This is a genomic window from Paucibacter aquatile (genome assembly GCF_002885975.1).
GTDB lineage: Bacteria > Pseudomonadota > Gammaproteobacteria > Burkholderiales > Burkholderiaceae_C > Paucibacter_A > Paucibacter_A aquatilis.
In genome coordinates, this window is sequence record NZ_POSP01000003.1 from 3,135,360 (window position 1) to 3,148,545 (window position 13,186).

The 13,186-nt window shown below is 65.9% G+C and carries 8 protein-coding genes and 1 pseudogene; 4 read left to right on the plus strand and 5 right to left on the minus strand.

Features of this window, described 5'->3' with window-relative positions:
* Positions 1 to 213: 213 nt before the first annotated feature.
* From C1O66_RS16620 to C1O66_RS16630, 3 genes are all read right to left on the minus strand, one after another.
* Entirely contained in the window at positions 214 to 1,464 is a 1,251-nt protein-coding gene (locus C1O66_RS16620) for a substrate-binding domain-containing protein (protein WP_102768906.1), read from the minus strand.
* Between the two features lie 359 nt (positions 1,465 to 1,823).
* Positions 1,824 to 3,344 carry a sigma-54 interaction domain-containing protein gene (locus C1O66_RS16625; RefSeq protein ID WP_102769701.1) on the minus strand — a complete coding sequence of 507 codons (1,521 nt, stop codon included), beginning with the start codon at positions 3,342 to 3,344 and terminating at the stop codon, positions 1,824 to 1,826.
* Positions 3,345 to 3,539: 195 nt separating this feature from the next.
* Complete coding sequence (locus C1O66_RS16630; protein WP_102768907.1) at positions 3,540 to 5,798, minus strand: TonB-dependent receptor; 2,259 nt, start codon at positions 5,796 to 5,798, stop codon at positions 3,540 to 3,542.
* 643 nt (positions 5,799 to 6,441) lie between these two features.
* Between C1O66_RS16630 and C1O66_RS16635 the strand changes: the two genes are divergently transcribed.
* Positions 6,442 to 7,200 (plus strand): Lcl domain-containing protein, encoded by a 759-nt coding sequence (locus C1O66_RS16635; RefSeq protein WP_165794648.1) that lies wholly within the window; start codon positions 6,442 to 6,444, stop codon positions 7,198 to 7,200.
* Between the two features lie 45 nt (positions 7,201 to 7,245).
* On the opposite strand, the gene C1O66_RS16640 is transcribed toward C1O66_RS16635, so the two are convergent.
* Positions 7,246 to 8,574, minus strand: coding sequence for an anthrax toxin-like adenylyl cyclase domain-containing protein (locus C1O66_RS16640; RefSeq protein WP_102768909.1), 1,329 nt, complete (start codon positions 8,572 to 8,574; stop codon positions 7,246 to 7,248).
* A 212-nt stretch (positions 8,575 to 8,786) separates the two neighbouring features.
* Here C1O66_RS16640 and C1O66_RS16645 point away from each other — a divergent pair, with 212 nt between their 5' ends.
* Complete coding sequence (locus tag C1O66_RS16645) at positions 8,787 to 9,725, plus strand: alpha/beta hydrolase (RefSeq protein ID WP_207795973.1); 939 nt, start codon at positions 8,787 to 8,789, stop codon at positions 9,723 to 9,725.
* Between the two features lie 333 nt (positions 9,726 to 10,058).
* Here the strand turns inward: C1O66_RS16645 and C1O66_RS23955 are convergent.
* A pseudogene (locus C1O66_RS23955) lies at positions 10,059 to 10,583 on the minus strand (ABC transporter substrate-binding protein); the annotation flags it as partial.
* 178 nt (positions 10,584 to 10,761) lie between these two features.
* On the opposite strand from C1O66_RS23955, the gene C1O66_RS16655 reads away from it, so the two are divergent.
* Positions 10,762 to 11,340, plus strand: coding sequence for a hypothetical protein (locus C1O66_RS16655; RefSeq protein ID WP_102768912.1), 579 nt, complete (start codon positions 10,762 to 10,764; stop codon positions 11,338 to 11,340).
* Between the two features lie 114 nt (positions 11,341 to 11,454).
* Positions 11,455 to 13,119, plus strand: coding sequence for a phosphoethanolamine transferase (locus C1O66_RS16660; RefSeq protein ID WP_243392833.1), 1,665 nt, complete (start codon positions 11,455 to 11,457; stop codon positions 13,117 to 13,119).
* Positions 13,120 to 13,186 lie beyond the last annotated feature (67 nt).

A 13,186-nucleotide genomic window follows, 5' to 3' on the forward strand; every position in this document is an offset into this window, starting at 1 on the left:
CTTGCGATGGCGGCCCGTTAGGAACAACCGGGTTCGGAGCGCCCATCGTTAGCGCCCGAGGCGTAGCGAGCGGCTTCAGGACTAGGCGCGGGAGGACCCGAGAACCGGAACGTAGCAGCGCTACGTGAGGATTCGCGGGGGGACCCGCAACGACGGACTGGAGTCGCGCAGTAGCCGAGCATCCGGCGCTCTAGCTTCCACACCTTTCAAGACTCACCGCTGATTCCTGATCGGCACATTCATCTCTTCGGCCTTGATCTCTCGTACGAGTTCTGGGACACCCCACGCAAACGCCGGATCCACCTTGATCTTGAAGTGATACATCGCCTGCATCGCCTGATGATCCTCGGGGCGAAAGCTCATCTTCCCCTTGGGCGTTTCAAAACTCATGCCTTCCATGGTCTTGATCAGCTTGTTGGTGTTGGTCTCACCGCCGGTCTTCTTGAGCGCCTCCACCACGGCGATTGCGGCCGTCATGCCGCCGGCGGTGAAGAAGTCGGGCGGCGTCTTGAACTGCTTGTAGTGGTTGGCGACCAGCCACTCGTTGACCGGGTTCTTGGGGATGCCGAAGTAGTAGTACGCAGCGCCCTCCATGCCTGGAAACTGCTTGTAGGCCGTCATGGCCGGCAGGATGTTGCCGCCGGTGGCGATCTCGATGCCATAACGCTTCAAGTCCAGGTCAGCGATCTTGAAGGGGTTGCCGGCGCCAGCCCAGAGGATGAAGACGACCTTGCGGCCGGGCTCGTTCTTGAGCTTGTCGATCAGGCGCTGGGCACCGGCGGTGAAATCGGTGGTCGTCGTGGGCAGGTATTCCTCGTGGACGATGCGGGCCTTTTTGATCGCATCGCGGAAGGCCTTCACGCCGTCGCGGCCGAAGGCGTAGTCCTGCGCCAGCGTGGCAATCGTGACGCCGGCTTTGTCCAGGGCCACGGCATTGGAGATCGCATCTTGCGAGGAATTGCGGCCGGTGCGGAAGATGTATTTGTTCCACTTGTCGCCGGTGATGGAGTCGGCCACGGCCGGCTCGACCAGCAGGATCTTTTTGTACTCCTCGGCCACCGGCAGCATGGCCAGGGCCACGCCCGAGGCGGTGGGGCCCACGGCCAGATCGGCCTTGTCGTCGCCATAGGCCGTGGCCAGCAGGTTCTTGCCCACATCGGGCTTGCCCTGGTCGTCTTTCTCGATCACCACGATCTTCTTGCCGCCCACCGTCATGGTGCCGCCGGTGGCGTAGTTCAGGCCCATCATGAAGCCGGTCTGGGTCTGCTTGCCGTAGGCCTCCAGCGGGCCGGTCTTGCTGTAGATCAGGGCAACGCGAACCTCCTTGCCAGCGCCGGCCTGGGCATGGCTGAGGCTGGGTGCCAGCCCGAGCAGGCCCAGCAGGCCGCCTGCGGCAAGTTGAGTGCACAGGGCGAGCGCGCTGCGCCGCCGGGCCGTCGAGGTCTGCTGCTGAGTCTGCTTCATGGTCTGCTTGTCTCCGTGAGCCGATCGTGCGTCGGCATGCGTGGTGGTCGGGGTGGCGTTTGGACGGTGGCGGCGCTTTGGTCGGATCGCTCCAGCGCAGAAGCTGTCCACCGTCGTGTGCTTGGCTCTTGCTGGCTTGCAGCGTACGCAAAGCTTGTGCCGGCTGGGGCTGTAGCCTCACCAAACTGGTGCAAACCCCGAGAAGACAGGCCTAGCGGCACCCGTTGACGGGGTGTTTGGGGCCGGGTCCTGACTTCGCTTCTGTGGGAGGGACCCAGCGCACTGTTTGGAAGCCGGACAATCGGTGCTCGGCGATGTCTTGAAATCAGGCGTTGCCTGAAATTCAGACGGCCGATGACTCAGCTCGGACTGCCTTCGGCATGGGTCGCCATCAGATCCGGCCAGCGGGCCAGGCGCTCGTAGAGCGAGGCGCGCGAGATCTGCAGCAGGCGGGCCGTGGCCATGCGGTTGCCGCCGGTCAGGCGCAGGGCCTCGGCGATCGCATCGCGTTCCACGGCCTCGATGCGTTCGGGCAGAGGGCGCAAGGTGTCGAGGCGGACCGCAGTGGCCGGGCCGCTGGTTGGGGCTGCGGGCTCGTGCGTTGCCTCTTGGGGCTGGATGGCCGACAAGCTGCTCGGCAGCAGCTTCGGCAAGGCATTGGCTTCGTCCGCGTTCACAGGGCTCGGCATGGCCGCCGCAAAGCTGTGTTCGTTGAGCTGCAACTCATCGCTCATCAAGCTGGCTTGTTCCAGCACATTGCGCAGTTCGCGGATATTGCCCGGCCAGCGTTGCTGTTGCAGCCAATCGAGGGCGCCGGTGCTGAGCAGCTTTTGCGGCATGCCGCTGCGCCGGGCGATGTCTTCACCCAGTGCTTCGACCAGGGCCTCGATGTCTTCCCGCCGTTCACGCAGGGCGGGTACACGAATCGGCAGGACATTGAGCCGGTAGTACAGGTCGGCACGGAACTGGCCGGCGGCGACCATGGCGCCGAGGTCGCGGCTGGTGGCCGCGATCACGCGCACGTCGACCGGGATCACGGTGTTGCTGCCCAGCGGCTCCACTTCCTGCTCCTGCAGCACGCGCAGCAGCTTGCTTTGCAGCGTGGTCGGCATGTCGCCGATTTCGTCCAGGAAGAGCGTGCCGCCGTCGGCCAGCTTGAACTTGCCCTCGCGGCCCTTGCGGTCGGCGCCGGTGTAGGCGCCAGGGGCGACGCCGAAGAACTCGGCCTCCAGCAAGGTGTCGGGCACGGCCGCGATATTGATGCTGACCAGGGGCTTGTGCGCGCGCCGCGAGGCAGCGTGGATGGCATGGGCCAGCAGCTCCTTGCCGGTGCCGGTTTCGCCCAGCAGCAGAACGGTGGAGCTGGTCAATGCGGCGCGGCGGGCCTGCCGCTTGACTTCCAGCGCCGGGGCGCTGCTGCCGATGAAGCTGGCGATGGTGTGCTTGGAGCGGCGGTTCTTGCTCTGCTCGGCGGCCAGCTGGCGGCGGGTGTCGTCCAGCTCCTGCTGCAGCCGGCCGAACTTGGAGATCAGCGGCTGCATGGTGGTCTCGGGGTGATCCAGCAGCACCAGGCCGAGCGCGCCAATCACTTCACCGGCCTCGTTGCGCAGCGGCAGGCGGGTCACCAGAAAGGTGCCGGCCCGGTTGGTCAGCAGGTCGATCAGCATTGGCTTGCCCGAGGCGATCACTTGCGGGATCAAGGTGTTGGGCACCACCTCCTCGACCGGCCGGCCGACGAACTCCGTCTCGTCACCAAAACCCAGGGCCGGCAGAAAGCGCTTGTAGCCCTCGCTGATCCAGACGATGCGGTGCGAACGGTCCACCACCATCATGCCCTCGGTGGCCTGGGCCAGCACATCGAACAAGGACTGCGCAGCCATGCGCAGCACGCCGTCGGCATCGGCGGGCAGTTCGGGGATCAGGAGGCTGGAAGCGGGCACAGGACAGTGAGGCAGAGGCCAAGAAAGAACGGAAAAAGCGAGGGCCCGATCGACGGGCCTGCGTCAATGTAGCAGCCCGGTCCGGCACCCCCGCTTGGCCAGCGGCCTGCGCGAGGCCGCGACGCATCGGCGTGTTTAGAACTTGTAGCCGACGCCTGCGGTGAAGGTCCGCGGCGCACCGTAGAAGCCGCTCAGCACCGTCAGCGAGGGGATGTTGTAGCCGTCCGTGCGGTAGGCCTTGTTGGCCAGATTGCTGCCTTGCAGCGAGAAACTCAGGCGCTCGGTCTTCTCCCAGATCAGGCCGGCCGAGATCAGGCCGTAGGCGTTCTGCGCGATCACCTCGCTGAGGTCGGTGGTCGGGTAGACCTTGGTGCGGTAGTTCAGGCCCAGCCGGGTCTTGAGCACGCCGCCCAGGGGCACGCCGGTGCGGTATTCGATGTTCAGCGCGCCCTGGAACTTGGGGGTGTTGCTGAACTTCTTGTCGGCCGCCACATTGACGCCGCGGTCGATGTACTCGTCGTACTTGGCGTTCACGTAAGCCACATTGCCGCTGAGCGACCAGGCCGAGTCGGGCCGCCAGGCGAATTCCACTTCCGCGCCCTGCACCGTGGCCTTGCCGGCGTTGGTGAAGTCGCCGAAGAAGCTGGGCGTGCCGTTGGCCGCGATGTAGGACGTGAAGATGGACAGCTGCACGTTTTTGTACTTGTTGTGGAAGACGGCGCTGTTGATCTCCAGGCGGCCGCCATCGAGCACGGTCTTGGCGCCCAGCTCCAGCGAATCCAGGGTTTCGTCGTTGAAGGGCTCGGCCGAGCGCGGCACCGCCACGGCCTGGGCGCGCACGTTGTAGCCGCCCGACTTGAAGCCGCGCGAGGCGCTGGCGTAAAGATTGGTGGTGCCGCTGAGCTTGTAGTCCAGGGACAGCTTGGGCGCGGTGTTGCTGACTTCGCGGGTCTTGTCAAAGTCCGCCGTCACGCCGGTCACCTGGCTGAAGGTGGCGTCCTTGAAGCCCTGGTTCAGCACGCGCGCGTGCTTGCTTTCCTTGGTGTAGCGCAGGCCGGTGCTGAGGCTGAAGCTCGGGCTCAGGCGCCAGCTCCAGTCTCCGTAGACGGCCTTGCCCTTGGTGTAGACGGTGCCGTTGGTGCTGCCGAAAAGCAGGTTGAAAAAGTTGTTCAGCACCGTGCCGCCGGCCTCGCCGTCGAACTGGTAGAGGCCCAGCACACCGGCATGCCCGCTGCCACTGTCGTAGCTGAACTGCAATTCGTTGCTGGTCTGCTTGTCGGCATAACGGGCCAACACATCGGCGGTCTTGGCGGGCAGGCCGTCGAAATCGATGCCAGTGTTGGTCAGGCCGCGGCGATTGGCGTGGACGAACTTGGCCGTCCACGCGTTGGACAGGTTGAGCGTCGCCGTCAGCGAGTGGCCGCGGGTGTCGGTGCTGTTCTTGTTGGCCATGCCGGTGGCGATGTCGTAATTGCTCTCCACCGGCGGGTTGGCATTCAGGCGCTTGAAGCCTCGCATGTTCGAGTCATCGAGCGCCCGGTCGGCGCTGAAGACCACGGTCAGCGGCATGTCCTTGGCGAAATAGCCCACCGTGGCGCGAGCGGCCGTGGTGTCCTGGTTGCTGACATCGCTGCCATCGGTCAGGTTCTTGCCATAGCCTTCGCGGTTCAGGCTGGCCACGGCAAAGCGGGCACGGATCTGGCCGTCGGCGGTGGAGCCGCCGACCGAGCCCTTGAAGTTGGCCTGGCCGTAGTTGCCGGTCGAGAAGCTCAGCGAGCCTTCGGTCGCCGTGCCCAGCGGGCGCGACACGTATTTGATGGCGCCGCCGATAGTGTTCTTGCCGTACAGCGTGCCCTGCGGGCCGCGCAGCACTTCGATGCGCTGCACATCGAACACTTCCAGCAGCGCGCCCTGCGGCCGGGCCATATAGACATCGTCCAGATAGATGCCCACGCCCGGGTCCACGCCCCAGAGCGGGTCGGCCTGGCCGACGCCGCGGATGAAGGTGGTGATGGTGGAGTTGCTGCCGCGCGCGGCATACACGGTCAGGTTGGGCACCTGGCCTTGCAGGTCGCCGAGGTTCTTCACATTCAGCGCTTCCAGTGCGGTGGCGCTGAGGGCGGTCACGGCCACCGGCACATCGCGCAGGGTTTCCTCGCGGCGGCGGGCGGTCACCTTCACGGCTTCGAGCTTGTTGGTGCCACCCGTGGCCTCGGCCGTGGCCGCTTTGGCGGCGCTGCTCTCTTCGGCGCTGGCGGCGGGCTGGGCGGGTGCTGCGCTGTTGGTTTGCGCCTGGCTGCTCAGCGGCAGCGCGAACAGCGCGGCCAAGGCCAGGCTCAGCGGTGAGAGGCGGGCGGGGGTCGTCCGGGCGGTGGGGCGTGGGGTGAAGCGCATCGGTTTGTCTCCGGGGTGGCTTGTTGGTTTGCTTGCTTGTTTGCTGGCTTGCTTGATGTTCTGTCGGCTCGTTGCTGCCTGCTGCAGACTGGCTGGCCGCCGTGCTCTTTCTGGCGCTTGGCGTGGCGCGGCTGGCCTGGCTCGACCTGGGCTGCCATCTCTCCTGGATGGACCGGTCGAACTCGCGCACGCAGCGACCTCCGGCTTCTGCAATAGCTGTGCCCGCGATGACCCGCTGCGACCCAGACTGGTGCAAACCACTAGGCAGCCGGAGCTTCCACCTCCTGGATGGGAGGTGCGGCGCATGGTTTTGGGGCCAAGCGGGGCGAGGGCAGGGGCGCAAACGCGGCGGATGGCGTGTCGTTTTGCGCAAACAGCCATGTAGGACGTGGCGACTGTCTGATTTTCAGTCGACGATTCGCGGTAATTTGTTTGAAAAACAGGCAGTGACTGCTGTCTGGACGATCGGCGGGCCGCGCCGACCCCCCTGTTGCAGTGCTCCGACCTTCACAAACCCCAAATGCCGGCCTTCTACAATTCCGCCAGCGACAACAAGATCCTGTGGCTCACGCCACGGAACAAGGGTCCATGAGGACGGCTCGCACCAGGGGGTGCCGAGGCCATGAAGAGGGAGTCAAGGAAAATGAAGACGAACAAGCGATCGCTGGCCGGTTTGGGCCTGGCGTTGGGTCTGGCCGTGGCCGCGTTGCCGAGCGCACAAGCGGCGCTGCAGGGCCGAGACCTGGATCCGGCCAAGGCCGGTTTCGAGGCCTATTACGACACTGAGCTGAACATCAGCTGGCTGGCCGATTTCGGCGCGGTGCGCAGCTTCGATCCCGATGGCCGCATGAGCTGGGAGGGTGCGCAGAGCTGGATCGCCCAGCTCAACAGCCAATCGCTGTACGGTTTCAACAACTGGCGCTTGCCCAAGGTCACGCCGGTCAACGGCAAGGCTTTCCGGTATGGCAACAGCAACAACGGCAGCACCGACTACGGCGTGGCCGCCACCGGACAGGGCTGGGGCAAGGCCTCGGAAATGGGCCACCTCTATTACGTGACCCTGGGCAACAAGGGCTATTGCACGCCCACGGCCGCCGGCAACGATGCCTGCGTCATCCAGCCGGGTTGGGAAGAGAAGAACTTTGGCCCCTTCACCGGCCTGTCGACCTATGTGTTCTGGTCCGGCACCGAAGTGCCGAATCGTTCGAACCAGGCCTGGTACTTCTATGCCTACTACGGCAATCAGTACTACCAAAGCAAGGACCAGCAGTACTCGGCCCTGGCCGTGCGTGACGGCGATGTGCTGGCGCAGCCGGTGCCCGAGCCGAAAGGCGCGCTGCTGATGTTCGGCGGCCTGCTGGCGCTGGCGGCCGTGGTGCGGCGCAAGACGGGCGCACGCTGAGCGTAGGTCGGAGCGGGGCTACGCCACCTGCCCCGGTCGACTGATTCAGGCTGCTGCCCGCGCCCAGATCCAGTTCTTGGGCACATAAAAGCCCGATTCCTTGAGCGCGGCGGCGTAGGCCTCGAACTCGGTCAGCGATTCCAGGGTGCAGACGTCGCGGTAGCGGGCCACCTGGATGCGCTCGTCGGCGGCGGCATTGCCGCTGTACAGGCTGCTGGGTTGGAAGACGGTGAGGGGGAAGCCGTCGCCATAGCTCTCGCCTGGCTTGACGGTGAGCATGTCATGGGCGCTCAAGGCGCCGAAGGCACGATTGCGATGGGATTCGGCGTTGTGGTGCACGCGGCGCATGGGCGCCAGCTCGCCCACCGCGCCCATGGCCACATTGAGCTGGTTGATGCAGCGCAGGATGCGCGGCGTCAGATTGCCCATATCGGCGTGCTCGGCGCGATCGCTGACGCCGAAATAGACCTGGAACTTTTCGGCGGAGACCCCGTTGCGAAGGCTGTGCAGGGCCGCACGGCGGCGCAGATGGAAGTCGCCTGCGCGGCTCTGGGTGTGCAGGCTGGGGTCCAGGACGTTGTCCATGCCCTGGCCGGCGCGGAAAGCCACGCCCTTGTGCAGGGTGCCGTCCTGCAGCTGGATCCCAGGCTTGATGATGTCGGCTTCGGCCCGGCTGCCGTACTGGCCCCAGCTGGGGCAGACGGCGAACAGATCGTAGTCGCCCGTCATGGGCTGGCCGGCACCCATCTCGTTGGAGCACATCACCTCGAAGACCTCGGCGCGCAGGCCTTGCGGGTCCTTGTCCAGGATCATGAAGCTGTTGGTGTTGGCCAGACCCACGGGTGGGTAGACGCGGATTTCGTACTGGTCGGACTGGCCGATGGCAAAGGCGCGGAAGACCACGGGCTTGCCGTCACCGCTGCGGCGAGCCGTCAGCAGGAAGTCGCGGCTGCCAGGGATCGGGGTGCGAACGTCGATGGCGGTGCGGGCCGGCCGGCCCTCGGCGCGGGTCAGCTGCTCTTCGATCTGCGCCAGGCTCAGCAGCAGCGGCCGTTTGATGGCAAAGCGGGAGTCCAGGCCGTCGTCATTGGCCTGCGTGCCACGCAAGGCCTTCTCGGCGTCGTAGCCGACTTTGCTGTAGAGGCCGTTGTAGGGCACCAGGCCGGCATGCGGGCCCCAGTCGGAGCTCTTGCCTTTGACGTGGAAGTTCTTGCTCGGGTAGCCGCGCTCCAGCCAGCGTTTGGACCAGGGCCCGGTCGATCGGAAGATGATGACCTCGTTGAGCCGCGTCGCCACCCGCTTGGCGGCCTCCATATCGTTCAGCGTCATGCCATTCTGGTCATGAGCAAAAGAAGCGTTCAGACCGACCAACATTGCAAACTCCAGCAGCTCTGCAGCGAGGGGCCAAAATCCGGCCCGGTGTGCATTCAACAAGTCGAGAGCCGGAACTCTACGTTCAAGCCATGGGGGCGCATCGCTTCGTGGCGCGGGAATTTTGCCGCGGCGCCCCTGCGACCGTGGGGCGGCCTCACCGGCCTCACCGGCCGCAACTGCCCGGACTCAACCCAGCCAAAGGAGACAGTGCAATGACGATGTGGAACCCAGGCCCTCTCTGCGCGGGGTGGCTCGCGCTGGCCTTGCTCGCACCGGGCGCGGCCGGTGCGACCGCGCCGGCGGAGCGCCCCAGCGAGCCTGAGACCCAGGCTGCACCTGCCAGCCAGCCCTACGTCATTGCCCAAACCTACCGGCTGCAATCCCAGGTTTTGAACGAGACGCGCGAGCTCAACATCATGTTGCCCGAGGGCTATGCCGAGCACCCGGAGCAGCGCTACCCGGTGATCTATCTGCTCGATGGCGGCCAGCAGGAAGACTTCACCCACATGGCCGGCGCGGTGCAGTTCGCCAGCTTTCCCTGGGTGGAGCGCCTGCCGCCGGCCATCCTGGTGGGCATCGCCAACACCGACCGCAAGCGGGACATGACCTTCAAGCCTGCGCCTGGCTATGCCCTGCCGAAGTGGCTGCAGGCCTACAGCGAGGCCTACAAGACCGCAGGTGGTTCTGATCAGTTCATCCGTTTCCTGGAAACCGAGGTGCAGCCCTTCGTGGCCCAGAACTTTCGCGCCGGGCCCGACCGCATCTTGATTGGCCAGTCATTGGCCGGCCTGCTGGCCACCGAGGTGCTGCTCAAGAAGCCGGCCCTGTTCAATCACTACGTGATCATGAGCCCCAGCCTGTGGTGGGATCAGGGCTCCCTGCTCAAGCAGACGCCGCAGTGGCTGAAGCTGCAGGGCCAGGGCTCAGGCAGCGGCGGCGTTCGCAAGGTCTACCTGGCTGTGGGCAAGGAAGGCCCGGAGATGGAGCGCGACACGCGGGCCCTGGCCGCGCTCATTCACCAGCAGCGATCCGCGCAGCAAGAGCTGGTCTTCGAGTACTTGCCCCGAGAGAACCACGGCAGCATTCTTCACCCGGCGGCCTTGAGCGCCTTCGCGCACTTTTTCGCTGCGCAGAAGAAGAAGGGCCGCTAGGCGCGGCGCCAGTCTGCGCGCCTTATTTGATGGACGTGAAGCGCCCTCAAACTGATCGTTCGAGCGGTGCAGCGTCTCGACGCCGGGCTTCATGGCCCAGGGGCGCACCTGGTGGTGCAGGGGGACGAACAGGTGCTCATCGCGCAGGCGCAGCAGGGCCGCGCGGATTTGGGCATTGCGCTTGGCCACATCGGGCTCGAACTTGATCTGCTGGATCAGGGCATCGAGCTTGGCGTCGCTGACCTTGCCGAAATTGAAGTTGCCGTCGGCGCCGCTGGTGCGCGTGTGGCCCCAGGCCTGCATGCCGTAGAGCGCGTCGTAGGTGGAGATGCCCCAGCCCAGCATGAAGAAGGGCGACTCGAAGCGCTGGAAGGTCTGGCTGTGGGTGACAAAGGGCAGGGTGATCAGGCGCACCTTGACGCCGATCCTGGCCCACATGGCCACCGCTGCCTGGCAGATCTGTTCGTCGTTGACATAGCGCTTGTTCGGGCAGTTCAGCGGCACCTCGAAGCCCTGCGGATAGCCAGCCTCGGCCAGCAGCTTGCGCGCGCGCTCGACATTGGGCTTGAGGGGCGCATCGAGTGCGGTGTCGTGGCCGTTCACGCCCGGCGGAATCATCAGGGCCGCGGGCACCGACAGGCCGCGCATGATGCTGCGCTTGATGGCTTCGCGGTCCAGGGCCAGGTTGAGCGCCTCGCGCACGCGCCGGTCCTTGAAGGGGTTCTTGCACTTGACCGAGGAGTCCCGCAGCTCGTCGCTGCCCTGGTCCATGACGAAGAAGATGGTCTGCACCTCAGGGCCTTCGATCAGCTTGACCTTGCCCTCTTTCTTGAGCTTGAGAAAGTCGGCCGGCGGCAGGTCGGTGACCGCCGTCCTTGCTCGCGTAAATCACGCCCCGGTTGCCGACCAGCCTGCCAAGGCTGCTGCCCTTGAAACGGATTGGACGGAAAGGGCTTGTACGTGGAGCAGGCAGCCGAGGGGACTGGGATACATTGATTCACAATCGCCACCCATCCTCATCTGCCAATCTCCGCTCATGTTGCTGCGTCACCTTGCTGCCCTGTCTTCACTGGCCTGGGCTCTGAGTTCCGCCGCCTCGGAGTCTGTCAGTGGAGTCGCCCCGCAGGCCATTGAGTGCGCACGCGCAAAGTACCAGCGCCATGTGCGCGCCCAGCAGCAATGGCAGCACGGCCTGGCGGCGCTGATCGTGCGGACCGATGGCCAATACAAGGACCTGGCCGCCGAACAACTGAGGCAGCAGCTGCGCAATATCGAGATCAACCAGCTGGTCGTCGAGCATCTGCTGAATCGCAAGACCGCAGTCTTGATGCTGGACGCTCGACCCACCAACGAGTGGCCGGACCTGCTGGACCGCAAGGAGCAGGCGGCTCTGCTCGCCAGCAGCTCGCGCTATGCCGAACTGAGCGCGCAGAGTCGCGCCGAGAGGCAAGCCGCCGCCAGCGCAGGCCGGAGCTCGAATTCCGAGGCCCTGGGTGCGCTGGTGCGAGGCTTCTCGACGACGAGTCCGGCTTACCAGGCCTTGCTCGCCGAGCTCTCGGCGACGCTTGCCGAGCTCAGGCAGCCGGGCTGCGCTTGGCAGAATCCGCGCCGATGAGCGGCCTCGGCAAGCCAGCTGCCGCGTCGCCGCGCAGCGGCAGGTCTGATGCAGCCGCCCGGCGCCGACCAGACGCCTGGTCATCCACGACTCCGAAGGCCCAGCTCCGATGCCATGAACATCATTTCTTCGATGCGAGCCTGGCTCGCTGAACTGTTTCTGCGCCGGCCGTCATTCGGCATTGCCGCTCTGGCCGCCTTGCTCTTGCTGTCGGCCAGCCTCGGGCATGAAGGCCTGCGCGTGCCGCAGATGCTGCTGCTGGCCCTGCCCGGCCTGATCTGGCTGCGCTGGCCGGTGCGCAGCCCGTCGTGGCGGCGGTTGCGCCTGTTCGGTGTGGCGATGCTGCTCGGGGCTTTTCTGCTCGATGGCTTCTTGCGTGCCTATCTGCGCCAGCGTTATGCGGCCGTGCCGGACAGCACCCTGGTGCTCACTGCTGCAGCCAATACCAGCCCGCGCGAGGCCCTGGAGTACCTGATGGCTCAGGGGGCTCAATGGTGGCCGGGTCTGGTGGCGCTTTTGCTGGCGCTGGGCCTGCTGCTCGGCCTGGTGCGCCTGGCCAGCCAGCAGCCGCCCCGCCCGCTGGGGACCGGCTCGCGTTGGCTGTGGCTGGGCCTGCTGCTGCTGTGCTGTGTGGCCCATGCCAGCAAGCCCTGGCGGCGCCATCACCCGGCGGCCTTCTGGCCCCATTGGGCGGTGTCGGTCGAGACCTTGCGCATGAACTGGTCTGACCAGAGCCAGCAGCGTGAGCTCCTGCTGGAACAGGCCCGGGCGTCCGGCGTGCGCGCCTTGGGCGCTGAGTCTTCGACGGTGGTGCTGGTGCTGACCGACAGTGTCAACCGAGACAATATGAGCTTGTATGGCTATCCACGCGAGACCACCCCGCAGTTGCAGGCCTTGAGCCGCGAAGAGGGCGCACGATTGCTGGTGCTGCCTCACGCCTGGTCGGTGCAGGCCACGACGGTGGCGGCGCTCGACGGCCTGTTCAGCCTCGGCGGCAGCATGGCGGCACAGCCAGGCTCGGCGGCGCCTGCGCCGGGTCACATCCTGGCTTTGGCTCGCGCGGCCGGCTACCGCGTCTGGTGGATGAGCAACCATGACGACCTCGCCATCGAGCAGCAGCATGCCCAGCTGGCGGACACCGTCGAGATGATCAATCGCGAGCCGGGGCGTTCCTCATCCATGCTGGACGGCGAGCTGCTGGACTCCCTGGAGGTGGCTTTGGCCGATCGCTCCGCGCCGCGCAAGCTGATCGTGCTCCATCTGCTCGGCGCGCACCCGCATTACCGCTTGCGAGCGCCCGAGGCGCTTCGGCCTTTCGAGCAGGGAGGCGATGCGGTGGAGCGCGAGATGCAGCGTCAGCAGCGTCCCGTCTGGTTGCGCGAGCAGCGGCAGGACTATGACGCAGTCATTCACTACCACGACGGGGTGGTTGCCGAGACCTTGCGAATGCTCAGGCGCCATGTGCCGGTAGGCGGCGAGGCCGCCTGGATGTATTTGTCGGACCATGGGCAGGAGGTCGGCCACCGCATCGATCACGCTGGCCACAGCCCAGGCACCGAGGCGGGCTATCGGATCCCGGCCATGCTGTGGCGTACGCCGCAAGCCTTTGCCCCGGGCAGCGGCCAGCAGCCGTTTCGGGCCGATTGGACGGGCTGGACGCTGGCCGAGCTCCTGCGCATCGAATGGCCCGGCATGGAGCCGGCACGCAATGTGCTCGACCCGCGCTATCGCTGGGAGGCGCCGCAGCTGCCGATCGGCGAGGTGGACTTCGCCCGCTGACGGCAGCTGCCTTTGGCGGCCCGCCGGCCGGCCTAACGCTTCGGGGTGCCTTGCAGTTCCCGGAGCG

Coding starts and splice junctions, on each gene's coding strand:
- C1O66_RS16645 (WP_207795973.1), top strand. CDS start 8,787: ATGACGATGTGGAACCCAGGCCCTCTCTGCGCGGGGTGGCTCGCGCTG.
- C1O66_RS16625 (WP_102769701.1), bottom strand. CDS start 3,344: ATGGCTGCGCAGTCCTTGTTCGATGTGCTGGCCCAGGCCACCGAGGGC.
- C1O66_RS16660 (WP_243392833.1), top strand. CDS start 11,455: ATGAACATCATTTCTTCGATGCGAGCCTGGCTCGCTGAACTGTTTCTG.
- C1O66_RS16640 (WP_102768909.1), bottom strand. CDS start 8,574: ATGTTGGTCGGTCTGAACGCTTCTTTTGCTCATGACCAGAATGGCATG.
- C1O66_RS16620 (WP_102768906.1), bottom strand. CDS start 1,464: ATGAAGCAGACTCAGCAGCAGACCTCGACGGCCCGGCGGCGCAGCGCG.
- C1O66_RS16630 (WP_102768907.1), bottom strand. CDS start 5,798: ATGCGCTTCACCCCACGCCCCACCGCCCGGACGACCCCCGCCCGCCTC.
- C1O66_RS16655 (WP_102768912.1), top strand. CDS start 10,762: ATGTTGCTGCGTCACCTTGCTGCCCTGTCTTCACTGGCCTGGGCTCTG.
- C1O66_RS16635 (WP_165794648.1), top strand. CDS start 6,442: ATGAAGACGAACAAGCGATCGCTGGCCGGTTTGGGCCTGGCGTTGGGT.